Origin of the sequence: Verrucomicrobium spinosum DSM 4136 = JCM 18804, assembly GCF_000172155.1 — a bacterium.
Classification (GTDB): Bacteria; Verrucomicrobiota; Verrucomicrobiia; order Verrucomicrobiales; family Verrucomicrobiaceae; genus Verrucomicrobium; species Verrucomicrobium spinosum.
On sequence record NZ_ABIZ01000001.1, the window covers coordinates 5,891,668 to 5,917,786 of the forward strand.

At 60.0% G+C, this 26,119-nt stretch carries 24 protein-coding genes; 13 read left to right on the forward strand and 11 right to left on the reverse strand.

The genetic code is table 11. The features are described from left to right. Positions 1–120 precede the first annotated feature (120 nt). Together VSP_RS37160 and VSP_RS23810 are read right to left on the reverse strand one after the other, a co-directional pair. The gene (locus VSP_RS37160) at positions 121–909 is read right to left on the reverse strand and encodes an ABC transporter ATP-binding protein (protein WP_157211027.1); all 789 of its coding nucleotides are present in this window, start codon (positions 907–909) and stop codon (positions 121–123) included. 90 nt (positions 910–999) lie between these two features. After that, positions 1,000–3,729 carry a hypothetical protein gene (locus tag VSP_RS23810; RefSeq protein WP_029190707.1) on the reverse strand — a complete coding sequence of 910 codons (2,730 nt, stop codon included), beginning with the start codon at positions 3,727–3,729 and terminating at the stop codon, positions 1,000–1,002. A gap of 246 nt (positions 3,730–3,975) precedes the next feature. Here VSP_RS23810 and VSP_RS23815 point away from each other — a divergent pair, with 246 nt between their 5' ends. From VSP_RS23815 to VSP_RS23845, 7 genes are all read left to right on the forward strand, one after another. Then, positions 3,976–4,488, forward strand: coding sequence for a hypothetical protein (locus VSP_RS23815; RefSeq protein ID WP_009963848.1), 513 nt, complete (start codon positions 3,976–3,978; stop codon positions 4,486–4,488). 104 nt (positions 4,489–4,592) lie between these two features. Beyond that, the gene (locus VSP_RS23820) at positions 4,593–5,183 is read left to right on the forward strand and encodes an HAD family hydrolase (RefSeq protein ID WP_009963849.1); all 591 of its coding nucleotides are present in this window, start codon (positions 4,593–4,595) and stop codon (positions 5,181–5,183) included. Positions 5,184–5,247: 64 nt separating this feature from the next. Next, entirely contained in the window at positions 5,248–6,729 is a 1,482-nt protein-coding gene (locus VSP_RS40580) for a CbiX/SirB N-terminal domain-containing protein (protein ID WP_009963851.1), read from the forward strand. A gap of 153 nt (positions 6,730–6,882) precedes the next feature. Then, positions 6,883–7,395, forward strand: a complete 513-nt coding sequence (locus VSP_RS23830; protein WP_009963852.1) for a DUF6985 domain-containing protein — start codon at positions 6,883–6,885, stop codon at positions 7,393–7,395. Beyond that, positions 7,392–7,778, forward strand: a complete 387-nt coding sequence (locus VSP_RS23835) for a hypothetical protein (protein WP_009963854.1) — start codon at positions 7,392–7,394, stop codon at positions 7,776–7,778. Before VSP_RS23830 ends, VSP_RS23835 begins: the two co-directional genes overlap by 4 nt. A gap of 314 nt (positions 7,779–8,092) precedes the next feature. After that, the gene (smc, locus tag VSP_RS39950; protein WP_009963856.1) at positions 8,093–12,079 is read left to right on the forward strand and encodes a chromosome segregation protein SMC; all 3,987 of its coding nucleotides are present in this window, start codon (positions 8,093–8,095) and stop codon (positions 12,077–12,079) included. A gap of 222 nt (positions 12,080–12,301) precedes the next feature. Further along, positions 12,302–13,516 carry an IS110-like element ISVsp10 family transposase gene (locus tag VSP_RS23845; RefSeq protein ID WP_076612168.1) on the forward strand — a complete coding sequence of 405 codons (1,215 nt, stop codon included), beginning with the start codon at positions 12,302–12,304 and terminating at the stop codon, positions 13,514–13,516. 737 nt (positions 13,517–14,253) lie between these two features. Here the strand turns inward: VSP_RS23845 and VSP_RS23850 are convergent. After that, positions 14,254–14,508 carry a hypothetical protein gene (locus VSP_RS23850; protein ID WP_009963858.1) on the reverse strand — a complete coding sequence of 85 codons (255 nt, stop codon included), beginning with the start codon at positions 14,506–14,508 and terminating at the stop codon, positions 14,254–14,256. Beyond that, entirely contained in the window at positions 14,505–15,704 is a 1,200-nt protein-coding gene (locus tag VSP_RS23855; RefSeq protein WP_157211028.1) for a S41 family peptidase, read from the reverse strand. The genes VSP_RS23850 and VSP_RS23855 overlap by 4 nt, the downstream gene beginning before the upstream one ends. A gap of 270 nt (positions 15,705–15,974) precedes the next feature. Here VSP_RS23855 and VSP_RS23860 point away from each other — a divergent pair, with 270 nt between their 5' ends. Further along, positions 15,975–16,547 (forward strand): hypothetical protein, encoded by a 573-nt coding sequence (locus tag VSP_RS23860; RefSeq protein ID WP_009963860.1) that lies wholly within the window; start codon positions 15,975–15,977, stop codon positions 16,545–16,547. A 23-nt stretch (positions 16,548–16,570) separates the two neighbouring features. Here the strand turns inward: VSP_RS23860 and thiD are convergent, their stop codons facing one another. Next, positions 16,571–17,380 (reverse strand): bifunctional hydroxymethylpyrimidine kinase/phosphomethylpyrimidine kinase, encoded by an 810-nt coding sequence (gene thiD, locus VSP_RS37175; RefSeq protein ID WP_009963861.1) that lies wholly within the window; start codon positions 17,378–17,380, stop codon positions 16,571–16,573. 91 nt (positions 17,381–17,471) lie between these two features. Between thiD and VSP_RS23870 the strand changes: the two genes are divergently transcribed. Continuing rightward, positions 17,472–17,849, forward strand: coding sequence for an ApaG domain-containing protein (locus VSP_RS23870; protein WP_198141225.1), 378 nt, complete (start codon positions 17,472–17,474; stop codon positions 17,847–17,849). Between the two features lie 8 nt (positions 17,850–17,857). Here VSP_RS23870 and VSP_RS39955 read toward each other — a convergent pair whose 3' ends face one another. Next, positions 17,858–18,463: a 5-formyltetrahydrofolate cyclo-ligase gene (locus VSP_RS39955; RefSeq protein WP_009963863.1), complete on the reverse strand. Its 606-nt coding sequence runs from the start codon at positions 18,461–18,463 to the stop codon at positions 17,858–17,860. A gap of 105 nt (positions 18,464–18,568) precedes the next feature. Here VSP_RS39955 and VSP_RS23880 point away from each other — a divergent pair, with 105 nt between their 5' ends. Both VSP_RS23880 and VSP_RS23885 read left to right on the forward strand, forming a co-directional pair. Continuing rightward, positions 18,569–19,582, forward strand: coding sequence for an MBL fold metallo-hydrolase (locus VSP_RS23880; protein ID WP_009963865.1), 1,014 nt, complete (start codon positions 18,569–18,571; stop codon positions 19,580–19,582). Between the two features lie 5 nt (positions 19,583–19,587). Continuing rightward, the gene (locus VSP_RS23885; RefSeq protein WP_044134862.1) at positions 19,588–20,118 is read left to right on the forward strand and encodes a dihydrofolate reductase; all 531 of its coding nucleotides are present in this window, start codon (positions 19,588–19,590) and stop codon (positions 20,116–20,118) included. On the opposite strand, the gene VSP_RS23890 is transcribed toward VSP_RS23885, so the two are convergent. The 3 genes from VSP_RS23890 to VSP_RS23900 all read right to left on the reverse strand — a co-directional run bounded on the left by VSP_RS23890 (position 20,115) and on the right by VSP_RS23900 (position 23,294). Further along, positions 20,115–20,594, reverse strand: coding sequence for a transcription elongation factor (locus VSP_RS23890; RefSeq protein ID WP_009963869.1), 480 nt, complete (start codon positions 20,592–20,594; stop codon positions 20,115–20,117). The two genes, VSP_RS23885 and VSP_RS23890, sit on opposite strands and share 4 nt — an antisense overlap. Before the next feature lie 107 nt (positions 20,595–20,701). Further along, the gene (locus VSP_RS23895; protein ID WP_009963870.1) at positions 20,702–22,033 is read right to left on the reverse strand and encodes a Trx7/PDZ domain-containing (seleno)protein; all 1,332 of its coding nucleotides are present in this window, start codon (positions 22,031–22,033) and stop codon (positions 20,702–20,704) included. 67 nt (positions 22,034–22,100) lie between these two features. After that, positions 22,101–23,294, reverse strand: a complete 1,194-nt coding sequence (locus VSP_RS23900) for a 3-keto-disaccharide hydrolase (RefSeq protein WP_009963871.1) — start codon at positions 23,292–23,294, stop codon at positions 22,101–22,103. A gap of 99 nt (positions 23,295–23,393) precedes the next feature. Here VSP_RS23900 and VSP_RS23905 point away from each other — a divergent pair, with 99 nt between their 5' ends. After that, positions 23,394–23,735, forward strand: a complete 342-nt coding sequence (locus VSP_RS23905) for a DnaJ family domain-containing protein (RefSeq protein WP_044134866.1) — start codon at positions 23,394–23,396, stop codon at positions 23,733–23,735. A 116-nt stretch (positions 23,736–23,851) separates the two neighbouring features. Then, positions 23,852–24,418: an elongation factor P gene (locus VSP_RS23910; RefSeq protein WP_009963873.1), complete on the forward strand. Its 567-nt coding sequence runs from the start codon at positions 23,852–23,854 to the stop codon at positions 24,416–24,418. 116 nt (positions 24,419–24,534) lie between these two features. Here VSP_RS23910 and VSP_RS23915 read toward each other — a convergent pair whose 3' ends face one another. Both VSP_RS23915 and VSP_RS23920 read right to left on the reverse strand, forming a co-directional pair. Then, positions 24,535–24,906: a VOC family protein gene (locus VSP_RS23915; RefSeq protein WP_009963874.1), complete on the reverse strand. Its 372-nt coding sequence runs from the start codon at positions 24,904–24,906 to the stop codon at positions 24,535–24,537. A gap of 126 nt (positions 24,907–25,032) precedes the next feature. After that, the gene (locus tag VSP_RS23920; protein WP_029190710.1) at positions 25,033–25,989 is read right to left on the reverse strand and encodes a helix-turn-helix transcriptional regulator; all 957 of its coding nucleotides are present in this window, start codon (positions 25,987–25,989) and stop codon (positions 25,033–25,035) included. Positions 25,990–26,119: the final 130 nt, after the last annotated feature.

Sequence of the window (26,119 nt, forward strand, 5' to 3'; positions counted from 1 at the left end):
ACTTGATGGAGATTCGCCAGGCGAATCCAAGAAGACATCTCCCACCACCTGCGTCCGAACTCTCAAACGCAGTCCGGCTCCGTGGTCAGGTCTTTTGTCTTCTGTCTTCAAGTCTTTCGTCTACAGAGAAGGTACCGCCGCGAGGAGCTTTTTAGTGTACTCGTGATGTGGATCTTCACAGACCTGCGCCGCGGTGCCCTGTTCGACAATTTTTCCGCGGTGCATCACAATGATTTCATCGCTCATGTGCTCCACCACGGCGAGGTCGTGAGCGATGAAGAGATAGGTGAGTTTGAACTGCTCCTGCAGATCCTGCAGGAGATTGATGATCTGGGCCTGAACGCTCACGTCCAGGGCGCTGACCGGCTCGTCACACACCAGGAACTTGGGCTGCACGGCCAGGGCCCGCGCGATGCCAATACGCTGGCGCTGGCCACCGCTGAATTCGTGTGGATAGCGCCACATCGCCTCTGCGGGCAGCCCCACGCGCTCCAGCAACGCGGCCACCGTGTCCCGGCGGCCTGCCTTGTCCAGATGGCGGAAGTGAATGCGCAGAGGTTCCGCGATGATCTGCTCAATGGTCATCCGGGGATTGAGCGAGCCAAACGGGTCCTGAAAGATCATCTGCATCTCCTTGCGGTAGGGGCGAAACTCGCCCTCGCTCAGCGGCAGGATGTTCTTGTCCCGGTAGATCACTTCCCCGCCTGTGGCGGGAATGAGCTTGAGCACCGCCCGGGCGATCGTGGACTTGCCACTGCCACTTTCCCCCACAAGGCCCAGGGTGCCCCCTTCAGGAATGGAAAAACTGACCTCGTCCACCGCGCGGATCTCATCCACTTTACGGCGCAGGAACCCTGCATGCACAGGGAAGTGAATCTTGAGCTGGTTGACGCGAACGAGAGGTGTCATAAGCCGGGCGGAGCGAGTGTAGCACATGCCCCCAACCGGGAAACTTCAAAAATCCAAAGTTCTTTTGCGCCGTAGTCCCCGCTCCACAGCCTAGCGCAACGGGCGGGTGATCCGCTTCCAGAAGAAATCCAACTCACCGGCCAGAGAAGTCATCACGGCATGGAGGTCCCCACCCCCGGGAGCTGTCTCCGTGTCGGTGAGGATCTGATCCATGGCATAGAGACTGGCAAGGCTCCGGTTGTCCAGATGCACAACATCCAGATGCGTCCGCAGTGCGGCAGGGATGACATCCTGCTGGAGCAACCCCGCGAGCGGAGCGGCCTCCATATCCCCTTTGAAAACCAACAGCTTGATCTGTGGCGAGGGCTGACCGATCTGGCTCGCTGCGGCGGTGAGTTCTGCCACACGACCCACCAGGAAACTCGTTACCGTCTTCCAGTAGCGTTCATCACCAAAATCCTCGAGGCCAAAGATCATCTCAGCCCCCTGCAATCGCCAGCGGGAGAGAGACCGCCCGCCCAGGCCGGGCAACTCCAGCTCATCGTAGGTCACGACTGGGAATCGCTTCCCGGCCACACGCACGACATTGGCGATCATCGGCCAGTTCACCTTCAGAAGCTGGTCCCTACCTAGAATCTGCTGACGGAGGGCGCTAAACTGTTGCGGGAGTTTGCCTTTAGCCTCCATCCCGATGCCATTGGGCTGCGCAGTTGCCGCTGTCGTCGCTGCCACGCCAGCGGGGCCGCCCGGGGGCATCAACCGATGCTTGGAAGGCGGCTCTTTGGCAGGGCTCGCCGGAACGATCCTGACCTTCTGCGGCGATTTCGACGCCGCATCTGGCAAGACGGTGGGCTCAGCGGTTGCCCGCACCTTCGAGAGAAGTTGGCGGAGCCGCTCAAAGTTGTTTTCAGACGACTCAGCCTGGGGTGACGATGACGCGGAAGTCGGCGCAGACCCACCGGAAGGTCCTACACCTGCCGACGCACCGGATGGCGTCGAGTTCGCCTCATCCCGGGAGGGGGCTGGTGCGGGGGCAAAGCTGCTGCCAGACTGGCTGGCGCTCCCCGGCTCCGTTCCTGCCGATGGTGGCGGCGACGAGACGCTATCAGGCGGATGGGCAGCGATTGAGGGCGCCGATTCCGCCGGGGAAACCGGTGCAGGCACGCGTGTGTGCTGACTGTTGTCCGGTGTAAACGGCGAGAAGAATGCGGGCTTCATCGGAGGCCGCTCCATCGGCGGGGACGGAGAGGCAATGGGCGGGGCGGGCAGCTCTTCACTTGCTGAAGCGAGGCCTGATGGCGCAACCGACCCAGCCTCCGCAGCAAGTGCGGCAGACGAGCTCGCTGGCGGTTCCGCCAGTGGCAGGAAGGAGTTACCCGGTTTGATGGGTTGTTGAGGCAGGATGGGAGTGATGTCCCCCCCCATGGTGGGAGCAAGCGCAGGGGAGCCTGCCAAACTCACGACTTCACCCCCTTGGTCTTCTGCCAGGTGCTTGGCCAGGGCGGAGAGGTCTTCTTCCTCCTCCTCTTCAATCTCAGGGAGAAAGGGAGACATCGCGGAAGGAGCCTGCAGACTGGCCACCTCCTCCATGATCAGCGGCAGCGCATCGCCATCCGCCGGGCCGGGGGGGCCGGACTTGCCAGTCTCTGCAACCGCAGAACGCAGCCATTTGCGCCATGCCTGGGCAGCATGCCGCAGCATGCCACGGGTGGAGACACTGCCAGCAGGTCGCCCCAGGAAATAGCGGTCCAGGTCCAGATAACCAAGAAACTCCTCCCGATGGCGCTCCCCCACTCCGACCTTGGCCATCCGCAGTTCAATCAACTCGATCGCCTCTCCCGCATTCAGACCTGCGAGCGAAACGTTGCGGGCGTTGAGCCGGTCCTCCAGTGCGCTCGGCAGCTGCCGGCCAAAGGTGGTGTCCCAGAGGTCCTGATTCATGCTCAGCACCACCCGCACACCAGGCAGAGAGGTGAGCTCCAGCGCCATACGCGCCACAGCTACCCCCGCCTCGGCATCACGATAGAGTCCATCCATGTGATCCGCCACCAGCACCACCGGCTTCCAAATCACCACCAGCTTCAGGAATCGCACGAGCTGCTCCGGCCCTGCCACATCCATGCCTGCCGCCAAGGTCGCAAGATTGGGAGCGGTGGGCTGCTCCACATAGTCAAACATGGCCCGCAACCAGTCCGCCACCTCCGCACGCCCTTCCAGGTAGGTCACCTCTGTAAGGGTCGTGTGCAACTGGTCGTAGTGTTTCCTGAACCACTCGCCGATGACTTTGGCGGGACCGCTGTCGGAAAACAGGTTCATCGGGTCCTGGGACAGCACCCTCAGAGCCTGGCTGGGATCCGTGCTGGGGATCCGCCCCGTTTGAATGAGACGTTTGAGCAGGGCCGCATGCACCCCGCTGCACACACGCTGCAAAAGATTGGGCTTCACTCCCGAATAGGCGAGGTCTGCCACAATGCCCCGTCCACAGCCAGCCCAAGTCATACCATCTTCCGTCTGCCAGGGCAGGCTTGCCACCACGGCTTCGGCTTGCAACTTTTCCGCCACACGGCCGAGCAGGTGTGTTTTCCCGTGACCTGCCCGGGGAGCACTCAGCAAGATGACACGCCCCTCGTTTTCCAATGCCCGGAGCTCTTCGAGGGCTGTCTCATGAATGGCCACGGCTGGCTCCCCCTCTCCCTCATGCCAAGTCGCACAAATGTCATTACCGAACGGTTGCAGATTGGCCAGCGCCACCCGATCAGGATGAATCGCAGCCTTCGCAGTCCCAATGGCCTCCGAATGTGGGTTATTGGCAGGAATCATGTTAACCCGAAGTTCTAAATTGATTCGCAAAAGGGAGAGTTTCCGCATTCGCGGGATGAACGATCAATACTATATTTGCCATTCCACACAAGCCTGTTTTTACTAGAATTTCCAGAAGTTGCAAGCAGCTTCCTAAGATTCTGACACTTTGCCAGTCACGAAGATCGAACCCTATTACATTACCGCAGCGTGAAGCATGCCTTTGCCCTTTGCCAAGGCTGCAACGTCGCTTAGATTCCTTATCCCATGACCCTCCAACTTAATTATACCCACGCTTGGGCCTTTGGTATCGGCCTTTTCATTGGTCTGGCCCTCTTGTTCTCCGCTCTTCGGTCCCACTGGAAGACGGCCCGCGAGTTGCGCCGCTTTAAGAAGATGCTCAACGACAAAATGGATCTCGAATCCAAACAGCAAAGTGAGCTGACCAAAGATCGCGACCGGCTGAAGGGGGAGAACGAAAACCTCCGCCTGCAAGTGGCCCGGCTCAATGACCGACAAGATAACCGTGCAAACCGCGAGCTTGAAATTTACGCCCGTGCGGAGAAGCAGATGAACATCAGCGCCCCGGGCTTCGCGCCCGCTTGGGAGATTGCCAAGGCCAACGCCCTGTCCTCCCTTACTGAAGAAGAAAAAGGCAACAGCTTCCCGCAGCGCATCTTCCGCAAGCTGGTGGGCGGCAACAACGCCGTCGCCCTGCCCGCAGAAGCAGCCTCCAAGGCGCAGAGCACCAATCACACGCAAGCGGAATCCGCTGCTTGATTTCGGGCCTGACCCGCGTCACAGAACGATCGGCCTTTGCGTCGATTTTTCCCGCCCTTCCGGCCCCCGGAAGGGCTTTTTGTTCGTAATCCTGAGCGACTCCCATGCTGCAACTTCCTGACCGCAAGTTTTCCGCCTACATCTTCGACTGCGACGGCACGCTCGTTGACTCCATGCCGCTCCATTATGTCTGCTGGATTGAGTCCCTCCGGCTCAACGGTGCGACCTATGCCTTTACGGAAGAGGAGTTTTACCACTTCGCCGGGGTGAAAGAGTACGACACCGTGGTGGTTCTGAACGGCTTGCACAAAGTCGATGTGGATCCCGATGCTGTGGTGCGGCTCAAGGCCGAGATGTTTGAGAAGCGCATCCCGGAAATCCAGCGGGTCAACCCGGTGGCGGATCTCGCCCTCTCCACCTTTGGCAAGCTCCCCATGGCGGTGGCCTCTGGCAGTGAGGAGCCGATCGTGCACGCCTGCCTGAAACACACCGGCCTTTTTCACCTTTTCCCCCACATCATCACCCCCATCAACGTGGAGCGGGGCAAACCGGCTCCGGACATGTTCCTCCTCGCTGCAGAGCGCATGGGCGTGCCGCCGGAAGAGTGCCTGGTCTTTGAAGACGGGCGCAGCGGACTGGAGGCCGCCAAAGCCGCTGGCATGGAAGCGGTCTTTGTCCCGCGCACCCTCCGCTAATCTGCTCCCTTTCAGGACGAATCCGGGGAGCCCCCGCGTTTCCGCACGTAATCTCTAATACTATATGATTCCCGACACAGACGCAGCATTGGTGATCGCGGGTCACGGTTCAACCCTGAACCCGGACTCCAGTGCGCCCACGCACCAACACGCCGATGAAATCCGCCGTCGTGGAATTTTTGCGGAGGTAGGCTGCGCCTTTTGGAAAGAAGAGCCCTCCATGCGGGAGGTGTTCTACCAGACCACGAAGCCGCTGGTTTACGTGGTGCCCAACTTCATCAGCGAAGGGTATTTCTGCCAGGAGGTGCTACCTCGTGAACTCCGGCTGACCGGCCCGGTAACGGTCCGTGAAGGCGTCACCTATGCCTACTGTGACCCCGTCGGGATTCACCCTTCCATGACCCGTCTGCTGCTGGCCCGCGCCGAGGAGGTGGCTCCCGGCGTGCCGCGCGATCAGACCTGCCTCATCATTGTCGGCCACGGCACCAGCCTGAACGAGAACTCCCGCAAGGCGATCGAAGATCAGGTGAAACTCATCCGCGATGGTGGCTATGGTTTCGCCGAGGTGTTGGATGCCTACATGGAGGAGGAGCCTCTCGTCGCCAAATGGCACGAACTCAGCACCGCCCCTCATGTGGTGGTCGTGCCATTCTTTATTGCCGACGGCCTGCATAGCTATCAGGACATTCCGGTGCTGCTGGGCATGGAGAGCGAGCCCACCGCCGCCCTCAGTCAGAGCGAGGTCTTTCGCCACAATCCCCACGCCCTCCACGGCCGCAGCCTGTACTACAGCAGCGCCATCGGAACGGAGGCCCTCATGGCCGAGGTGATTCTGGATCAAGTAAAGGATTTCAAAGCCAAGCATGGCTCGACCTTGGAGGCAGCATCGGGCAGGAGCAGCCCCCCTCCAGCGCTCCCACGCGTGCCCTTCAAGATAGGCCAAGTCTCCGTGTCCCCCGCAGAAGAAGGAACAGGCTGGATCCTCAGTCATGTCGATGACCTGGGAGCTGTGGACCTCAAGATTCACACTAACCCGATCGAAGCCCGTACTCTGAGCATCTATGATGATGCGGGGCAGTTCCGCCCTCTCAAGACAGCCCCCACCTTGCGCCACGGCTGGAAGCTTGTGCTTGAGGATGACGCCACCCTCCGGCTGGCGCTGGATTTCCTCTACCCTGCTGCGCTCGGCCTCTCCCGGCACCACGCAGCAGGCACCCTGGAGCCCGTGTCATTGCGCCAGACATTGGGACGCCAGACGGGGATGTATCGCTTTTCCAACAAGATCACCGACGAGCAGGCCCAGGAAATGGTTGCTTGCCATTGTGACGCAGAAACCAAGTGCATCCGACGCATCACCTGGCAGCTCAATCTGGAACAGCCGCTGACACTCATCGAGGGCAACAAGCGGCCCGACACCGTGCCGGCGGGCGAGATCCCCTTGCTCTGCGTGGAGGCCTGCACCCACATTGTTTCCGCGGCCCGAGAGATCGCACGTGGCGGCAGCGTGGCCGGGGCCCATGCACATGGGCACAACCACAGTCATTGAGGACGCGACTTTGCTGTGGAGCCGTGAATTCGGCTTAGAGTCATGCCACCAAACAAGCACGGGTTCGACAAAAAACATTCTGGGTGTGATGTTGCTTCACCCCGCCGGGACTACTAGGCTTAATGTTTGCCTGATCATTGACCGGCCTCTGCCATGCCTGAACATCCCGCCCATCTCGATATGGAGCCGTTTCCCTTGCTGAAGTGGGACAGCGACTGCTGGACCGGCGGGGAAGTCGATCTCGTTTCAGGCTGTGCGGGTCTCACCATTTTCCCTCCGGAAGATTTGCCTTCGCTCATGCCGACTGAGGCCCAGCGAGCCACCATGGCCTATCACTTGGAACATGGAGACGTGATACAGTCGGCGGTGCTTGCCGCGCTATGGCCTCACTACAAGTCCTTGAGGCCACGATATGCTTCGTTCCTCGGTCATGAAGCAGACAAACTCATGCCTGCCGTTCATGCTCCTTCAGACTTGCTCGCCCTCGTTGACCTTCGACAGGTGTATCTGCATCCGTGGACCAAGGAAGGCGCAAGCTTTGTGGGTTTCCTCTTTGGCTGCACTTGGGATCAAGAGCACGGTCTGGGAGTGATCTTGGCAGGTGATCGCGTCATCGAGATCGGCGGTGCCGACATCTCCTTCTGCTTCCAGCCTCCCCCACCATGATCCGGCGCGGCAGAACCTTGCTGGCGCAGAAGCGCCGCCTGCAGCAGATGCAGCAGGCCGCCCGCGAGTATTTTCAGAAGCACTACCCTGCGGATCCCATTGTTTGGGTGGTGCTGGTGGAGGAACTCCCCATGGGCTCGGTCGTGGCTGTCGCCTACGGCTCTGATCAAATCCCGCCGCCTTGTCGATTTTTCAGAGTCGGCTCCAGCGGCCTTTCCATCACCCCGATGAGTCCTGGCTATTTGCCCTCTTCGTGGGAATCCGCCGTTGGTCCAGGTCAGCCTCCTCCACAGGGGGAGAGAGACCTTTTCAAGATCGGATATACCTACGGATTGACGCCCAAACCAGACGATCAGAGCTCCCAGCGCAAAACGGCGCTGTGAACAACCCTGTCGGGATAAATGTGAATAACCCGGCTGTTGCGACGGAGGCGTTTCCCCTCTTTCCCCATTCCATCGGGACCGCAGCGTTTCGGACCAGTTTTCAAGCACTATTAAGCGTTTTTCGGGGTGAAAAATTCCCGCAAGACAGGGCTACATCTTGTGCTATATACGAAAGCGCACCCCTACAGCTTGTGCAATCACATCTTTCTTGCCCTTTTTGTCACCTGAGATTTAAGTTCCCCAAGTGATCTCTTGCCGCTTCCATCCGGCACCCGTTCACCGCTCAATTTCAACGCTCTGCTCCCGCTTCCGTCATGTATCTCAAGTCCCTCGAAATCCACGGCTTCAAGTCATTTGCTGACAAGACGTTGTTTGAGTTCCACACGGGCGTCACCGGCATTGTAGGCCCCAATGGATGCGGCAAGTCAAACGTGGTGGACGCGATCCGCTGGGTGCTGGGGGAAACTTCCGCCAAGGCTCTCCGTGGCGCGGAAATGGCGGACGTTATCTTTAACGGGACGGACAAGCGCAAACCCGTGGGCATGGCGGAGGTCATCCTGACCCTGGCCGACTGTGAACAGGGCCTGGGTGTGGACTACAATGAGGTCGCCATGTGCCGCCGCGTCTTCCGTGACGGCCGCTCCGAATACCGCATCAACGGCACCATCTGCCGCTTGAAGGACTTCCAGGAACTGCTGGCAGGGACGGGCATCGGCCGGTCAGCCTACTCCGTGATGGAACAGGGCAAGATCGACATGCTCATCAGCGCCAAGCCGGAAGACCGACGCTCTGTCTTCGAAGAAGCCGCAGGCATCACCAAGTTCAAAGGCCAGAAAAAGGAAGCCCTCCGCAAGCTGGAGTACACGGAGGCCAACCTCCTCCGCGTGGCGGACATCATCGCGGAAGTGAAGCGCCAGATGGGCACTCTGCACCGCCAGGCCCAGAAGGCCAAGCGCTACCAAGTGGTGCACAAGGATCTGCGCATCCTGGACCTGCACCTTGGGCACAAGCATTTCACAGAATACACCGCGGAGAAGACCGAGTCGGAGAACCAGATCATCTCCCTGATGACGGAGCTCAACGACCTGCATCAGCGCGTCCATGCGAAGGAACAGGAAGTCACTGAGACTCGTGAGATCTACCATCAGGTGGAGTCCACCATCAACGGCCTGCGACAGCAATCCCAGGAGTTCCGCTCCAAGATTCAGGGTGCCGAGAGCAAGATCGAGTTCAATCGTGAGCGTGTGGAGGAGTTGGAGGGCCGCATCCGGCGCAATGAGGAGGATGCCACCAACAACCGGGACATGGTGGATCGGCAGCAGCGCGAACTGGCCGCCGCAGATGAACAGTTCTCCTCCATCCGCAATGCAATCGAGAGCCGCCAGTACGCCCTAGAGGAGCACCAGATCACGCACAATGCGATCATCCCCGAGCGCCAGAAACTGGAGATGGAGCGCCGCACCCTGCGAGAAACCTTCCGCCGGCTGGAAGGCGAGGCCGCCACGGCCGATGCCAAAGCGCAGAGCCTGACCAACCAGATGGCCACAGACCGTCAGCGGCACGAAGCCCTGGCGCATGACAAGCAATCCGCGGTGCAGGCCCGCGAGGCCAGCCAGGTGGAGTTTGATCATCTCCAGCGTCAGATTGAGGAGCTGGAAACCGTCCGTGCTGAACTGGAGCACAAGCTCAAGGAGCTGACCAACACCATCCAGGAACAGCGCCGCCAGCGTGACGCCGCCTCAGAGGAGCTTAATAACCTCCAACGCCAGCTCACCCAGCGTCGTTCACGCCTGGAGGTGCTGCAGCAGATCCTGGAAAAAGGCGAAGGCCTGGAACTGGGCACACAAAACATTCTGAAGGGCCTGGACGATCCCGACCGCATCAAGGGCGGCATCCGTGGTCTCGTGGCCTCAGCCATTGAGGTGGAGCCCCAGTTCATCTCCGCCATCGAAGCGGCCCTTCGCGATCATCTTCAAGCCATTGTGCTCAACCACACCTCCCTGGCGGATGAAGTGCTGCAAAAGCTCACCGACCAGCGCCTCGGGAAAGCGGCGGTGATTCCGCAGGATCTGATGTTGCGCAACGGCGGCACGGAACGCCAGTTCATGCCCAATGGCGGTGTCGCCTGGGCGCTGGACAAGGTGAAGTCTCAGCCGCATGTGCAGCCTCTGGTGGAACATGTGCTGCGAAATGTCCTGATCGTGGACGACCTGCAGACGGCCATGCGGCTGAAGCGCGATCACCCAGATCTTGCGTTTGTCACCCTGAAGGGAGAGGTCCTGACCGAGCATGGCGTGCTTCACGGTGGTGCAGGCAAAGAAGAGGCCGCCTCCACCCTGCGACGCGAAACCGAACTGCGGGAACTGCGGGTGCAAGTCGAGGCGCTCGACATCCAGGTCGTGGAGAAGGAGATGCTCATCGAGGACCTCCGCATGGCCTTGGAAGAGCAGCAGCGTGAGGAGGCCAACGCCCGTGATGCCTCCCAGATGAACCGCGAGGCCCTGAGCCAGTATCAGGGCAAAGTGAGCGTCGTTCAGCGGACCCTTCAGCAGGCGACCGCCAAACTCGACTCCCTCGAGTGGGAGCAGGGGCAAATCGCCCAACGCCTTTCTGCCGCTGAGGCCCAGATCCAGCAGCATCGCGAGGCCAACCAGGTTGCCCTCTACGAGATCGAGGAAACTCAGGAGCGGGAACGCGCCCTGGAGACCCAGATTGAATCCGTGATCCGCCGCGAGGTGGAGTCCACGGAGCGCCTGAACGAACTCAAGACGGCCCTGGCCCTGGAACAAAATGCCCTCCAGAACGTGGAGCGTCAAAAGGCCCCGCTCGCCAGCCGTCTGGAGGAGCTTGAGTCCAGCATCAGCCGCTATGAAAACGAATGCTTCATCTGGAGGCAGCGCATTGATTCCGCCGTCGGAGAGAATCGCCGCCTCGTGGAGGAGACGGAAGAAGCCCGCCGCTTGCTGACCAATGTTGACAATGAAGGCCGGGAATCTGTGGAGCGGCGCAACGCCGCTTTCGAGAGGGTGACCGCACTGGAGACGGAACTCAACACCATCCGCTCCCGCCACGGTGAGCTCAACGACCACCGCAGCCGCGCCGAGGTCCAGCAGACCCGCGTGGAGATGAAGCTGGAGAACCTGATCAAACACGTACAGGAGCGTTATCAGGTCAGTCTCGATGCCTTCGAGCCAGATCCTCACTCCCTGCTGCTTTCCATCTCCGAACAGAAGAAGTCCTTCGACCGCACCAGCAAGCGCCGGGCCACCCTGTCGTCCCGCAGCGACAGCACCGCCGACGATGATTCCGCTTCTGAGAGCGAGGGGTCTTCCACCGCAGAAGCCAGCTCCTCCTCTGACGCTGAGATGGAGGGCAATCCCCTCTTCGACGCCGCTGCACTGGAGCGGGGACCGGATTGGGATCTGGTTCAGGAAATCGTCAATGACCTGCGCCAGCGTCTGGAAGGCATGGGCCCGGTAAACCTGGACGCCATCCAGGAGTTCGAGGAACTCGAACAACGCCACACCTTCCTCGAGACCCAGCACGGCGACCTTGTGAAGAGCAAGGAGGAACTGCTCCAGGTGATCGCAAAGATCAACGACACTACGCAGACCATGTTCACCGAGACCTTCATCCAGGTCCGGAACAACTTCCGTGAGAATTTCAAGGAACTCTTCGGCGCAGGCGGCCAGGCCGACCTCATGCTGCAAGACGAGAATGATCCTCTGGAGTGCGGCATCGAGATCATCGCCAAGCCCCCCGGCAAGAAGCTACAGAGCATCAGCCTGCTTTCCGGTGGTGAGCGTTCCATGACCGCCGTGGCCCTGCTGTTCTCCATCTTCATGGTCCGCCCCAGCCCCTTCTGCGTGCTGGACGAACTCGACGCGCCGCTGGACGAGTCCAACATCAAGCGCTTCCTCGCCATGCTGGACAAGTTCATCAACGCCAGCCAGTTCATCATCGTGACGCACAACAAGCGCACCATGTCCAAAGCGGACGTGATCTACGGGGTGACCATGCAGGAGTTCGGCGTGAGCAAGCCAGTGGGCGTGCGCATGACCAACGAGAAGGTGTCGCTGGAAGACAACGCCCCGACTGTGGCCGAGACCGTCCGCGGCGGTGCGGCCCATGCTATGGGCCTGACCCCGCCTTCCGCCCTGCCGAAGAAAACCCGCAGCAAAAAGGGCGCAGCCGCCGAAACCGCCGAGTCAACCGAGGCAGCTCCTACAGCCGAAGATGCTCCAGAGCCAGCACCCGAGGCCGCAGCAGAAGTTCCGGCCGAAGAGGTCCCGGTGATGTAGCGCCAGACTCACGGACAACTCCGTCATTCAACACCGCTGCCAGAACCCCTGGCAGCGGTTTTTTGTTGTTCCGCCCTCAACTCTTCAGTCCCTCGCAATATTCCACCGTCCCAACGACCCCGAACCCGGAGGGTTCACCATGAGTAGACGCCATGATGGCGGGATCAGCAAACATCAGGCAACATGCCTGGTGCCACGAGAAAGGCACTGACCCACACCATCATGACCACCTATACTTTGCACACCCCCATCCCTTGTCACGCAGCGATCTGCAAGGCCCTCAACCTTGCTGGCCAGGAACGCCGTGTCACCCTGGGCCTGGATCTGGAGCTAAACACGCCCGCAGGTTCCCTGGTCGTCGCCGGAGGCCAGCCGCTCAATCTGGGCAAGCACCCTCGCAGCCTCTGGGTCGAACTGGTTGGCTGGCTCGTCAATCAAGGCTGTGAAGTCCACTGCGTCCAGGAGGCTTGTGGCTTTGGCTGGGAGTTTCACCGCGAGTTGGAAGGTGCTGGAGCTCATAGTGTGGTGGTTGCTCCCCAGGAACTCAGCGGCAAACGCAAGACCGACAAGCGTGACGCCCGCATGCTGGCCACCCTGCTCTGGGACTACGTGAGCCGGGGCAACCGAGCCTGCCTGCGCCCGGTCAGGGTCCCCACGGTGGAGAAGCAGCAGCAACGAGGGAGTCACCGCCGCCGAGAGCAGGTGATCAAGCTGCGTGGTCAGATTGCATCCCAGGGACGCAGCTTGCTATGGGACCATGGCTGGTTGAGGGATCTCGACAGCTGGTGGGCACCCAAGAACTGGGAGCAGCTCAGAGCCGATCTGCTCGCCGCCGGCCGCACGTGGCTGGTGGACATGATCGAGCCCATGCAGAGAATGTGCCTGCAATTAAATGGTTATAGCGAGGAGCTCAAAAAGAAGGCCATCAGCGAAGTCAAACCTCCGAAGACTGCCATCAAGAAGTCCGAACCAGGCTTGATCTTGAATGCAGCCGAGCCTCCCAGAGCGTCGGAGGAGGCCCCAGCAGCCCAGGTTCGGCCCAAAGGACTCGGCGAACTCAGCTATGCGATCATCGCCGCAGAGGTGGGTGACTGGAACCGGTTCAAGAACCGGGGACAGCCCGGCTCGTTCATCGGCTGCTGCCCCAGTGAGTACAGTAGCGGGGAAAAGCAAAAGCTTGGGCAGATTGACCGGATGGGCAGCTCGCGGATCCGCACGACGCTGGTGGAAGCGGCGTGGAGGATCTGCAGGCTCAATCCGAACTGGAGGGGGGTGAGGAAATATCCTGAGGAACTGGGGCCGCAAGGCACGGTCCGTGGAGCCAGGAAGCGCAAGGCCATCGTGGCCTGTGCCCGGATGCTCATGGTTGATCTTTGGAGATTGCACATGGGGACGGCAACGTTGGAAGGCCTGGGCTTGGAGCCAGCCACCACCTAAGACACCCCCTGTTGAAACACTTTCAGTCGGAGAATCTGATCGACCCATGGCTTGGCCGCCGCAAGGCTTAGCCCGCAGCAGTAGAATGATCGATTCCTGACTGATCCTTGTAGCCCGCAAGGGCGCGATGCACGGCCCTGAGGGCCTGTGCGGATAGGAGCATGAGAGCAGGAGTAAAGCTGCTCAACAGCGCGTGTCATAGACCGGGCTGCATCAAGGATCAGACGACAGAAAGAATCACGACGAACCCTCCACCCTCAAAGAGCAGCAACGCCGAAGAAAACCGCAAGTCACCTCACAAACCAATTGACCCGCCTCATAGGAGCCATGGGTGAAGCGAGCGTAGCGAGTGCAACCCATGGAAAACAGGATGGAAAATCCTACCGCGGAGCGGTAGGCCCATCGTGCCGCGAACCCCTCACGAAATCCCGCCATACCACCCACTCAGACTTTGGCCGCCATCGGCCTACCGCTCCGCGGTAGCAACACCTTGTTCACCTTCCATGGGTAGTCCTCGCTCCACTCGGCCGACCCATGGCTACGCATGGCGAACCCTCCGGGTTCATGAGATAACTCGCAAATTGACGCACTGACGCACTGACGCACTGACGCACTGACGCACTGACGCACTGACGCACTGACGCACTGACGCACTGACGCACTGACGCACTGACGCACTGACGCACTGACGCACTGACGCACTGACGCACTGACGCACTGACGCACTGACGCACCGCCTACCGCCTCCATGCCGGAATCACCGGATGACTCACCTGCACGCCCTTCATGTCCTCCGGAATCAACCGTCCTTCGTCGAAATCGCAAAGCGAAAGCAGCACATGGTAGCTGTCGCCCGAGTTCAGTGGCGGGATGCCATCCAACCCCTGCGCATAGGCGATGATTTCCTTGCCGTTGGGCAGGGTAGCGCGGTAGGTGCGGTGCGTCAGCACTTCACGAATGGTCACGGGTGCAAGCAGGCGGATGTCACTCATCGGCTGGGAGTTTGAGAAGAAGCAGGAGTTGGCGTCGGGGGCTGGGGCGGGGATGGCACAATCGGCTTCGCAGGGACGGCCTTCGGGATGTCCTCGCCATCGGCTTGATCGCTCGGCGGAGTGACCTGAGCAGCGTCCACTTCCCACTTTAATTTGAAGCCCGAAAGCATCGTGCGAGAGCGAACGAGATCCAGGGCACGCTGCACCACCACCTCACGAAGCTGGCCTTCATCTCCCGGCAGAGGCTGCCCCTGACTCTTGCGAACGTAGGCATCCACCTCGGGATTGTCACCCGAGACGAGTGCAGCCTCGTTAAACCGGGGACGCACACGGTCCATGACAAATGGCTTCATGGACTTGCCCCGGCTACCGGCGAACACCTTGCGCTTGTCCTCGGTGGACCCCACCAAAAAGTAGTGGGGCTCCAGTCCTTTACGAAAAGTGGAGCTGTCATCGGGCAGCAACAGCTCGGCGCTTGCGTAGCGGAGCATGGTCGCGTCATCCAGGCGGACATCGGTAAAGCGCACCATGGCACCACGAGTTTTGGAGCCCACCAGAACGCTCTGCCCTTTTGCTTTCAGGCACGCGGCTACTGCCTCCGCCGCAGGACACGCATCATCATCCACCAGCACAATCACCTCCTGCGTCCAGATGGGAGCGCGCTTGGAAATGAAAAACTCCGCCTCATTACGGCCCATCTGTTTCATCTTGAACATGAGCTGTCCTTCTGGGAGGAAGCACTGGAGCATGAGCGCTGCCTCGTCGAACACGCCCGCGGTGGTGGCAGAGCGAAGATCGAGGATGAGTTGCTTGGCCTGCTTTTCCACCAGGTCAGCGAGGGCTTTCTCGAACAACTGACCTTCGCCCGGAGCGAAGGTGTCGGGACGAAGATAGGCCACGTCGGGTGCCAGGAATTCCGAGTGCACATTCGGCTCAGTGGGCACATCATGTTGCACCACAGGCTGTAACGAGGCCCCAAAGTGCAGGCGCTCCAGCAAGCCCTGCAACGCGGCGCGATTGAGTTCCTCAAACGTGAGATCGTCACGACGGATATAGTCCCGCCGCAGGATCTGAAAGGCCGACTGCACCCCGTTCTGGGGCAACTGATCCAAAAGCGGCCCCGCCGTGAGAGATGGTCTCGCAGCGACAAACAAGCCACTACAGACCAGGAATTGGGCGGTTGAGGACAGGCGCATGGGCATCGGCATGCGCCATGATACGCGACAGAGTCCAGCCTGCCAGCAGCGAGTTCCACAGGGAGAGCCTGACATCCGTGAAAGCGATCCACCGCCGCCACCGCTTCTCCAGGCGAATCCCTGCTGATGACGGCTCGGACGCTCTGCATCACGCGAGACGCTCCCCGCTACTCTTCACATTTCTTAATTTTCACATTTTCCGGTGAATGGGATGGATGCAAATTCCGCCTGTTCACGACCCCTTCTTGTCTCCCCACCCCTCCCCTCCTCATGTATCGCATCCTTCGTCCTGTGATCAGCGTCTTGGCCCTCACGATGGCCTTGGTTTCCTGTGAGACACCCGACTATGCCGGCCCCGGCCCACGTCCCGCCCCGCGGGTGCTCATACCTTCTGGGTTGAGCCAGGACGAGGTACGCTTCATGCCGGAGATTGAGGACGCCCTCATCCGCGCTGGCTACCGGCCCACGCGAGATCGGTCGGCGGAGTACCAACTGGACTTCGACGTCGATGACGGTCCGGTGAACGCGGACACCCATCTTGTCCTCTCGCACGAAGGTTCTGAGGTGGCTCGCTCTTACGCACGAGTGGGAGGACCGCGCATCATCTTGCACAGGCAGGAGTTCATCCGGCAGTCCTTCGACAAGTGCCTGCGTGACTTCGAGTCCCAACTTTCCCGCGCCAGCGGTGGAGGCTATGGCGAGTGGCAGCGGCCGTCTGGCTCCTATCGCCAGACTGACCGTCAGGTGTATGAGGATCGCGGCTACGACCGCGGTGGCTATGACCAAGACCGCTATGACACCTACGGCGGCCCCAGCCAGGGAGGCTACGAACGCCCCTATTGAGAAGGGTCAGCTACAGCCCTGAATCACCCGCACTGCGCATGATTCAGGGCGTCAATTTCGGCACCGTCATGCTGCCAGCGGAAGTGTTGGCGGATGGCGGCAGTCACGAACTTTTTGCCCAGGGCGACTGCCTCTTCCAGCCCAAGTCCACTCCCCAACCCAGCAGCGATGGCTGCCGAGTAGGTGCAACCAGTGCCATGAGTATGCACTCCAGAGATTCGCTCTCCCTCATACCAACGCACGAGCGTGCCATCCACCAGTAGATCCGGCGCGGCATCCCCGGCCAGATGACCGCCTTTCATGAGAACGGCGACCCCATGTATCTTCGCAAGGGTCTGCGCGGCGGAGAGCATTTCCCCCCTCGAAGTGATGGCAGCTCCCAGCAACACCGCAGCTTCGTCCAAGTTGGGCGTGATGACCCTGGCCAGCGGCAGCAGATGGCCAATGAGCGTTTCCTCCGCATCCCGCTCCAGCAGTCGCCCGCCACTGGTAGCCACCATCACCGGATCCACCACCAAGGGCACCTCTGCTTGAGCCATCGGCTGCCAGGCTTCCACCACCGCCTCAATCTGTTTGCGCCCCCCTAGCATACCCGTCTTGGCAGCCGCCAGGGGCATTCCTTTTGCGAGAACCCGGATCTGTGCCCCAATGATGTCCGGCTCCAGGAGTTGGATGGAATCCACCACCGCTGGAGTCTCCGCAACCACACTCGTGATGGCGGTCATGCCGTAACACCCCAGCGCGGTGAAGGTCTTCAAATCGGCTTGAATGCCAGCACCGCCCGAGCAGTCAGAGCCGGCGATAGAGAGAACCACAGGAAGAGAGAAAGCCATAGGGTGAAACGCTCAACATGTCTTGGTTGCCACGGTTGCCAACTTTAACTCGTTCCTTTGCTTCCCAGCCAAGTGTGTGACATCTTCGACGATGTCGATGACGTTTGTGGAATTGCCGGGGCTGACAGTGACGGTGGATCAGGTGCTGTATCAGCCTGAGCTGACCGCCCCAGTGGACCGCCCCCACCCTTTTGCCTATCATCTTTCGATTCACAACGATTCCGACGAATCCCTCACCATCGTAGGCCGCAAGTGGATCGTGACGGACTTGCACGGCGGAGTACTGGTCGTGGAAGGGGAAGGCGTGGTGGGACACAAACCCCACCTGGCCCCGGGTCAGTCCTTCAGCTACAACAGCTTTCACGTCGTGCGGGAGCCCAGCACCGCCTCCGGCACCTTCTTTGGCCAGACCGATCACGGGCAGCCCGTGTATGTGAGAGTGCCCGAATTTGAAATGACACCCCCCTGAACCAGGGATCAGACGGACCTGCGTCCTCCAGGCACATGCCAACCCGCCTCTGTGACGATCTGGGGCAGCAGGATATCATGCTGCTCGCAGGGCACTGAATCCAGGTATTGGATCTGAAAAGCCACGCCTACGGGACTTCCACGGAAACCAGGATGCCCCAAGATCCGGTCGTAGTGCCCTTTCCCACGCCCAAGGCGACTTCCCAAGTCCGCTCCGAAGGCCAGGCCAGGCACCAGAACAGTCCCCAGTTCCTCCACTCGCACCTCGCTCTCTGGAGTCTGCCGGGGCTCCAGCACACCCAAGGGTCCCACGACCACGTCCTCCACCCCATGCACGCGGTAGGGGGCCATGGTCTGCCCTTGAATCCCAAAAAGGGCCACCATGTAGCCCCGCTCAACCAACCAGGGCAGAAGCCGCAAAATCTCGGGCTCGTACTTCATCCCGCCAAAAATCGCCACCACCCCACCTGAATCCACCCACGATTCATGGGTGATAAGGTGTTGATAGACTGCGTCGGACCACCGCTTCCGCTCTTCCTCGCCGGTGGCGCGAAGCGTATCCTTCATGCGACGGCGGAGTTCGCCCTTGGTTTGCTGGATCGTTTCTTCTTTCACGGCACAGAAAATGCGTTCCCGGAGCTCAGTGTTGTCTTGTCATCTTTCCTCAGAAATCTAAACTTTTCAAACGAGGGACGTCTTTGGGCGTCCAATCCCCTGCCAATGCTCCACGACCTCCGATTCAGAACCGTTAACCCGTCCTCCCGCGAGCGTTGGCTTCCACGGTTTCGGTTTGGCAAGGGCGAGAACGACCGGGACACAGGTTCCAATGCAAACGGGAATGGAAATACGGTAGGATTGCTTCCCAGCAAAGGCTGGCAACAACGCAACTTGCAATTCCTGAGCGACATCCTCATTCCAACTCTCCTTTCCCCAAGACAACCCAGTGCCAGTTCCTCGCTGGTGACACACCTGGAGAAGAATGAAACCGGGGTGACCTGGCTGGGGCATGCGGGATTCCTCCTGCAGATGGGCGGCAAAAACATCCTCGTGGATCCGAACTGGGCCCTCTGGCACGGCCCGGTGAAGAGGGTGCGTCACCCTACCCTGCTGGCACCGGCATTGCCATACATCGATCTGGTCCTGATCACCCACGCCCATTTTGACCACCTCCACATTCCCAGCCTGCGGTCCATCGCTGCGGGTCAGCCGGTGGTGGTGCCGGAAGGAGTGGGCAGCGTGGTAAAGAACTGCGCCTTCAGCAAGGTCATCGAACTGGACTACTGGAGTTCCTACGACTTCGGCGATCTCAAGGTGACCTTCACCCCCACCAAACACTGGGGAGCCCGCTACATCCACGACACCTACCGGAAATTTGGAGGCTATCTCATAGAGGGCAGCGGGCAGACCATCTTCCACTGCGGCGACAGCTCGATGTTCGATGGGTTTAAGGAAATCGGGAAACGGGCCGAGATCGACGTGGCACTCATGCCGATTGGAGCCTACCAGGCCCCCAGCGGAAGGCCTGTGCACATGAACCCCGAAGAAGCCATGGCAGCCATGGAGATGATGGGAGCCCAGCACCTCATCCCCATGCACTACGGGACTTTCCCACTTGGAGGAGAACCCATCGCGGAACCTTCGATCCGTCTGCTGGCCTCTGCCAAGCAGCTTGGGCGGGACAAGTTCGTCCACGTCATGGATGAAGGGCACCCGGCGGTGTTTTCGCTTGCTTGACCGGCGTGAAACCAGAACTCACGCTGATTGCCGCCGTTGACGAGAACCTTCTGCTGGCCACCGCACAGGGCATCCCTTGGAAGCTGCCGGATGATGTCGCTCACTTCCGGGCCTACTGCGCAGGAAAGTGGCTTCTGCTGGGGCGGCACACCTACGAGGACATGACAGGCTGGTTCAAGCCGGACCAACACCCGCTGGTACTGACGTCCACCTGTGGCTATGAGCCCAACCCTGGTCGAGGCGTGGCCTCCGTACCCCAGGCTCTGGCTCTCGCGGAAGCCGAAGGCCAGGAGGAACTGGTGTGCATCGGTGGTGGGCAGGTTTTTGCCACCGCCTTGCCGCACGCCACGCGGCTCGTGATCACCCATATCAAACACATCTTCGAGCCGGGCGACCAACCGGTGTATTTCCCTCCAATATCCGCCGATGCCTGGAGGGAAGAGCGTCGCCTCGATCATGCAGTCGATGACCGACACGCGTGGCCGTTCACCTTTGTCGAGTATGTGCCCCGGGTGGAGGAGCAGCCAGAGGTCTAAAGCACCGCCACCACCTGACTCCTCTGGCCGGACCTTCCGCCAGGAAGAACGACCTGCGAGCCCACCTTTGCCCCTACAAGAAGCTGGCCCAGCGGGGAAGATGGAGTGATCACGAGGATCTCCCTGCCTTCATGCTGCACTTCTGTTCCGCCCGCCGTGGGCCCTAGGAAATAGCAAGAGACGCCCTCTGGACCCGTGAGTTGGACAAGCGCCCCGAGGGCGGCAGGTTCGCCCGCTTCCAATGGCCGACACCTCAGGGCCCGATAGGCCACCAGCGCCTCCTCGGTCTCGGCCACCCGCATGGCCTGGCCCCGCGCAAGGTAGGAGGCTTCCAGACTGCGGGTGTCGTACTTGTTCTCGGCCCGGCTGCCTGGATCCGTCGCCGCAGCATAGGCATCCCGTGCGGCACGATGGTAGGCCTCCACCTGCGCGGTGAGCGCGGCAATGATTTCTTGAATGACGGCTTCTTTGTTCACTTGAGAAGACGTGCCACATGATCCCGGCAGGAGCAAATGCCGGGAGGAGGCGGGGCCAAACAACCGGTCAGATTTGCCCCCTGTCCACAATTTGCCAGAGACACTCACTACTGCATCGGCAGGGCAATCTCCGTGCGGCTGCCGTTGCGGGAAAGTTTTACCTGAACCCTGTCCCCCGGAAAACGGTTCTGCAGCAAATACCCCAGCAAAAGGCTCTCCGTCGTAAAAGAAGCCTTCCCGTCCACTTCCAGAATGATGTCCCCCTTCTGGAAACCGGCGTTCTTCGCCGCGGCATGTTTTCCGTGGGCACCCAGCCCCTTGACCCGCAGAGCCATGCCTCCGGGTGCGAGCCCCAACTTCAAACGCTCCTCCGCCGGCAGCGTGTCCAGCGCCATCCCTCCCAATACCATGCCCCGCATGGGCCACGCACCCACACGACCAGAGATGTTGGCCTGGGCCCGCCAACCAGGGAAAAGCTTGAACTGTAGTGCCAGCTCCTGCCCGTTGCGACGAATCTCCATGGGCAACTCCACCGCGTCACCCGCCCCGTGCAGCACCCAGCTTACATCGGCGATCGACAGGATCGGCTGCCCGGCAAATTTCACCAAATCGTCTCCGGCCTGTAGACCAGCTTCAGCGGCGGACGTCCCCGGAACAACCGTCTGCACTCTTGCAGCCTGATCCGGCGCGAGGAGAAAGCCCACCGTCTCTGCCGCAGGCATGGGGTAGATCCACTCTTCTGGCAGGGGCTTTTTCTGGTCCCGATGCCAGGCCCGGAAGGCATCTCCAATCTGATGGCAATGCACACAACTCTGCACCACTTTCCCCTGCCAGTTGAGATCGCGCTCATACCGGCCGGCGAGCAAAGGAATCTCCAGCGGAGATTTGAAGGGCAGCGGCTTGCCCTGTTTCCCCAGCAGACTGGCCTTGTTGGCCGGATACCCAGAGTGCAGCTTCAGTGCCCCCTCCAACATCCGCAAGTAGCCGGAAACGGAGCTGTCCGCAGCATCCTTCTGATGTGTCCACGATCCGTAGCGACCATAGAGCGTGCCGTCACCATTGAAGATCAGCGTGGAGAAAGAGAGATCGTAATCGAACTGGAACACCTGAAGATCCAAGGCGTTTGCATTGATCAGCCGCACACAGACAAACTGGTCCAGCAAAGGCTGCAATTCCTGCTCATCCATCAGAACGCGGGCGTCCAGACCCGCACAGGCGAGACAGGGGATGCACCTGAGGACCACCAGCAGAGGCTTGCCCGTGCGTTTTGCCTCCGCGAACCCGCGATCCAGGTCGTTGTAGATCCAGCGGCCATCGTTCTCCCAGGTGGCACGGTCTTTTCGCACCGCGCCTTCACGATCTTTGACGGCCTCAGCCCTCAATCCCACCGCCGCTGCAATCAGGGCGCCAAGCACAAAAAAATGGCGATGCAATTTCATGCACCGCCATTTTGCTTAAATCGAAAGAATAGTGCAACCACCGTGTGAGGCGGTCAGCTACTGCCCCTTATTTCTTCTTGTCCCACTCCTTGGATTTCACCAGAGCGTCCACCTCACCCTTGGCGGCAAAGTCAGCCGGGAGGGCGTTTGCTTTGGCAAGATACTGTAGAGCGGCCTGGAAGCCTAGCACCTCCCCTTTCTTGCCCTCAAGCTTGTCCGCCGTGAGAGCTTTCAGAGAGGCCACGTACTCATCTGCCCCGGCCTTAACCAAAGCGGCAGTGGCTGACTCATTCTCATAGGCAAGGGACTCCATGAGCAAGAGGGTCTTGGCCTGACCTTCTGCCTTGGCCGCATTCTCCCGAATGCCTTTGGCGATCTCCTTGCGCTTGGCCGTGGTTGCAGCCTCAGTCTGCCTGCCATCCGTGCCTCCCTCAATCGAACGGGCAGGCAGCGGCCGATACCAAATGTTGCGATAGCGCACTGGGTTGCCGTGATCCTGGAGCTTGAGTGGCCCTTTCTCCGGGAAAGGACGGGGCTTGGACCGCCCTTTGTGCCCACCCCCGCCCTCAAGCGGAGTATGATCCTGCACCAGCACGCCATTAATGAAGACGGTCAGTGACCCCGGGTCGAGTTCCTTGCCGTCTTTGAAGATGGGGCGGCGGAAGATGATGTCATAGGTCTGCCATTCGCCCGGCGCGAAAAGGGGATTGGCCATGGGCGGATTGACGCCATAGACAGAGCCGGCGAACCCATCCGCATAGGTAGGGTTGTTGTAGTTGTCCAGCACTTGAACTTCCACAGCGCCCATCAGGAAAACACCACTGTTACCGCGGCCCTGGCTATCCCCTTTTACTTCTTTTGGTGCCGACCACTCGATGTGGAGCTGGCAGTCACTGAACTCCTCCACGGAGCGGATGTATCCGGATCCCGGCACACACTGGAGCGCTCCGTCCTTCACGACCCATTTGGTCGGTTCAGCAGGGCTTTTGTCAGCCTGCCACTTGGAAATCTCCGCCTCCGTACCGCCAAAGAGAATACGGGCGTCTGACGGTGGTTTCCCGGGTTGATCCTGGGAGCCGAAGGTACCCGGCTCCACACGAGGAGGCTGGGGCCGGTTCCGATCATGGATGGCCCAAGGATGATTCGCATCTGGCGCATCGCCATAAAAGGCTGGGCCAACGGGATCTGCGGCTTGCAGGCTCGTCGTCAGGAGAGGCAGAGCGCAGAGGGCAGCCAGTGTGGAAGGTGAGGAGAGCTTCATGGTATTTGAAAAAACATCACTGATGTCATGAGGGATGGCTGGTACGTCCACGCCGGCTCCGCCCTTGCAAAGGCCCCTTTTATAGAGAATCTGAAAGGCATGTCCTCGCCCTTCGCCCAACTCGCGGAAGCTCGCATCAAGGAGGCCATCGACGCTGGAGAATTCGATAATCTCTCTGGCAAGGGCCAACCGCTCGACATGGATGGCTATTTTTCCGCCCCTTCGTCTTTGCGGTCTGGATTTGGGTTGTTAAAGAGCGCTTCGGTAGTGCCGCCCGAAGTGACCGCCATGCTGGAGGTCGCCGGGCTGCGCCATCATTTGGAATCAGCCACTGGCGAACGGGCTGAACTTCTACGTAAACAGTTGCAAATGAAAGAAGTAGAGCTGACCATGGCTCTGGAAAGGGTCAAACGCGCATTGAAGGCAGATGTGATTGCCTGACATCATCGGGATCCACGTGAGGGCTATACCCGCGGCAGAACTCTCCACCCAAGCGGTACGGACAGCGATTCTCCGTCCTTGCAATTTGACAAATCATCTCTAAGTAGCCCGCTCCCATGGCTTCGACACCCGTCATCAACCTCCGCAAAGGACACGCTGTTCGTTACAACAACGACGTGTGCCTCGTCACCGGCACCGAACTCAAGACGCCGCCCCGCATGGCGTCATACGTGCAGATGTCGATCCGCAGCATCACTTCCGGCAAAGTTCACAACCTGCGCATGACCTCCAACGAGTCCCTGGACTCTGTGGTGCTCAACAAGGATGCGCACGAGTACAGCTACAAGGACGGCGACGGCTACCACTTCCTGCACCCCGAGTCCTTCGAAGATGTCACCCTGAGCGAAGATCTGGTGAAGGACGTGAAGGAGTACCTCATGGAAGGTCAAAAATACCTCATCATCTTCACAGACGACGTGGTCGCGGGCATCGAACTGCCGCCCTCGCTGGTGATGAATGTGGCCGAGGCCCCCGAAGGTGTGAAGGGCGACTCCGCCAACAACGTGTACAAGGCCGCAGTCATGGAAACCGGTCTCACCGTGCAGGTGCCCCTCTTCATCAACTCTGGCGACAAGATCAGCGTCAAGACCGAAGACGGATCCTACCTCGGCCGCGCAAACTAAGACCTGGGCTGGCTCACGCCATTCCGTCATCACTTATAAAAGAAGGCAGCGCGGCATCCGCGCTGCCTTCCCTGTTTTTGGGGAGGGTTTTAAATTGTTCTCATCACCCCGAAGGCTCAGGCCATGCTGTGCAGGCCGACGACGTTTCCTTCAGAATCCTGGAAGATGCCGATGAAACCGTGCGGCGGGATGTCCGTACGCCCCTTGAGCACCGTCCCACCAGCAGCCGGAATGCGGGAAAGCACCCCATCAAGGTCGCCCTCCACATTCAGATAAATGATGGTGCCGCCCTCGCCGGGCTTCATCTCCTTCATCTTCGTGAGGGAACCACCCACGCCCTTCATCGGGTCATAGGGAAAAATGGCCATGGGCAGCGAAGAGCCGGCAACTTCCTCAAGCTTCTCATTGAGGATCGCTTCGTAAAATGCCTTGGCGCGCGGAAGGTCGTCAACAGCCAGTTCGAACCAGTTCAGGACATTGTCTTTCATGATGTGCTTTGGGTGGTTTGGATTGTTTACTTCGTTCACCGGAATTGCCGGATAACGCTTCAACAAAACCACACCCTCATGACAACCCTATGTCAGGAGTCTTTTATAAAAGCGGCATCCACAGTCCTATGGCGCATAGAGGGTCACCAGATCAGAGGCCACGCGATGCAGTCGCCCACGAAGATCTGGTGGGTCAAGGGCCTCCGCTTCAGTCCCGAAGCCTATCAGCCAGCCTGAAAGCCAGTCAAGACACGGCACCAGGATCTCCACCTCTGTCCAGCCTTCCCGCACCCGGCTGGGCACCATGCTTGCGCAGCGCATCTCCCGCTTGACCCGCTCCATCGCCCGAGCAGAAAAGCGGGCACGGACTGGCGTGAGCTCGTGTCGAGTGATGGCCTCTGCAAGGAACTCCTTCACAGAAAAACCTTCGTGACCTTCAAAAGAATCCGTCGTGACCTCCCACCGGGAAATCCGGTCGAGCCGGAAATCTCGGAAGTCCTGGCGCATGCGGCAGTAGGCGATGAGGTGCCAATGCCGGGCATAGTACATGAGCCCCAGTGGCTCAACCTGACGGGTGGTTACCTCTCCACGAGCACCGGCATTGTAGTGCAACACAGCGCATCGCTTTCGCACCACCGCCTGCTGTAGAGGCATGAGGCAGTCGGGACGCCCCGTCTCATCCTCCCCATCATGCAGACTTAGCCAGACGCCCACAGCAGGTTGCAAGCGATTCAGGAAATCGTGCCGTTCCCTGGGCAGGACTGACCTTACCTTCAACAGGGCCGAACGCAGGGCCATTCGGAGGGAGTCGTCCGCCACCTGCTCCGTCACCTCACCACTCACGAAGAGCGCAGCAGCTTCATCTTCGGTGAACATGACAGGAGGCATGTGGTAACCCCGCATGAGGCTGTACCCAACCCCGGCCTCCGCGACTATCGGCACTCCCGCCTCCCCCAGAGCCGCAAGGTCGCGATAGACAGTCCGCACGCTGATCTCAAAGTGGTCAGCCACCCGCTCAGCGGTGATCACGCGATGACTCTGCAAAAGCAGGATCATTCCGGTAAGTCGGTCAATGCGGTTCATGAGTTGCGGGAGCGGACAGCTAGCACAGTGCTCTTGAACAGCAATAGCGATGCGCCGAGTTCGAAAAGGGACCCGGGCACAAAAAAACCGGCCACCCGAAAATGGGTGGCCGGTTGCAAGTACTTTGCGC

Excerpts from the sequence above, each read along its gene's own strand:
- VSP_RS37160 (WP_157211027.1), bottom strand. The coding sequence starts at position 909 with ATGACACCTCTCGTTCGCGTCAACCAGCTCAAGATTCACTTCCCTGTG.
- VSP_RS23810 (WP_029190707.1), bottom strand. The coding sequence starts at position 3,729 with ATGATTCCTGCCAATAACCCACATTCGGAGGCCATTGGGACTGCGAAG.
- VSP_RS23815 (WP_009963848.1), top strand. The coding sequence starts at position 3,976 with ATGACCCTCCAACTTAATTATACCCACGCTTGGGCCTTTGGTATCGGC.
- VSP_RS23820 (WP_009963849.1), top strand. The coding sequence starts at position 4,593 with ATGCTGCAACTTCCTGACCGCAAGTTTTCCGCCTACATCTTCGACTGC.
- VSP_RS40580 (WP_009963851.1), top strand. The coding sequence starts at position 5,248 with ATGATTCCCGACACAGACGCAGCATTGGTGATCGCGGGTCACGGTTCA.
- VSP_RS23830 (WP_009963852.1), top strand. The coding sequence starts at position 6,883 with ATGCCTGAACATCCCGCCCATCTCGATATGGAGCCGTTTCCCTTGCTG.
- VSP_RS23835 (WP_009963854.1), top strand. The coding sequence starts at position 7,392 with ATGATCCGGCGCGGCAGAACCTTGCTGGCGCAGAAGCGCCGCCTGCAG.
- smc (WP_009963856.1), top strand. The coding sequence starts at position 8,093 with ATGTATCTCAAGTCCCTCGAAATCCACGGCTTCAAGTCATTTGCTGAC.
- VSP_RS23845 (WP_076612168.1), top strand. The coding sequence starts at position 12,302 with ATGACCACCTATACTTTGCACACCCCCATCCCTTGTCACGCAGCGATC.
- VSP_RS23850 (WP_009963858.1), bottom strand. The coding sequence starts at position 14,508 with ATGAGTGACATCCGCCTGCTTGCACCCGTGACCATTCGTGAAGTGCTG.
- VSP_RS23855 (WP_157211028.1), bottom strand. The coding sequence starts at position 15,704 with ATGCGCCTGTCCTCAACCGCCCAATTCCTGGTCTGTAGTGGCTTGTTT.
- VSP_RS23860 (WP_009963860.1), top strand. The coding sequence starts at position 15,975 with ATGTATCGCATCCTTCGTCCTGTGATCAGCGTCTTGGCCCTCACGATG.
- thiD (WP_009963861.1), bottom strand. The coding sequence starts at position 17,380 with ATGGCTTTCTCTCTTCCTGTGGTTCTCTCTATCGCCGGCTCTGACTGC.
- VSP_RS23870 (WP_198141225.1), top strand. The coding sequence starts at position 17,472 with ATGTCGATGACGTTTGTGGAATTGCCGGGGCTGACAGTGACGGTGGAT.
- VSP_RS23880 (WP_009963865.1), top strand. The coding sequence starts at position 18,569 with ATGCTCCACGACCTCCGATTCAGAACCGTTAACCCGTCCTCCCGCGAG.
- VSP_RS23895 (WP_009963870.1), bottom strand. The coding sequence starts at position 22,033 with ATGAAATTGCATCGCCATTTTTTTGTGCTTGGCGCCCTGATTGCAGCG.
- VSP_RS23900 (WP_009963871.1), bottom strand. The coding sequence starts at position 23,294 with ATGAAGCTCTCCTCACCTTCCACACTGGCTGCCCTCTGCGCTCTGCCT.
- VSP_RS23905 (WP_044134866.1), top strand. The coding sequence starts at position 23,394 with ATGTCCTCGCCCTTCGCCCAACTCGCGGAAGCTCGCATCAAGGAGGCC.
- VSP_RS23910 (WP_009963873.1), top strand. The coding sequence starts at position 23,852 with ATGGCTTCGACACCCGTCATCAACCTCCGCAAAGGACACGCTGTTCGT.
- VSP_RS23915 (WP_009963874.1), bottom strand. The coding sequence starts at position 24,906 with ATGAAAGACAATGTCCTGAACTGGTTCGAACTGGCTGTTGACGACCTT.
- VSP_RS23920 (WP_029190710.1), bottom strand. The coding sequence starts at position 25,989 with ATGAACCGCATTGACCGACTTACCGGAATGATCCTGCTTTTGCAGAGT.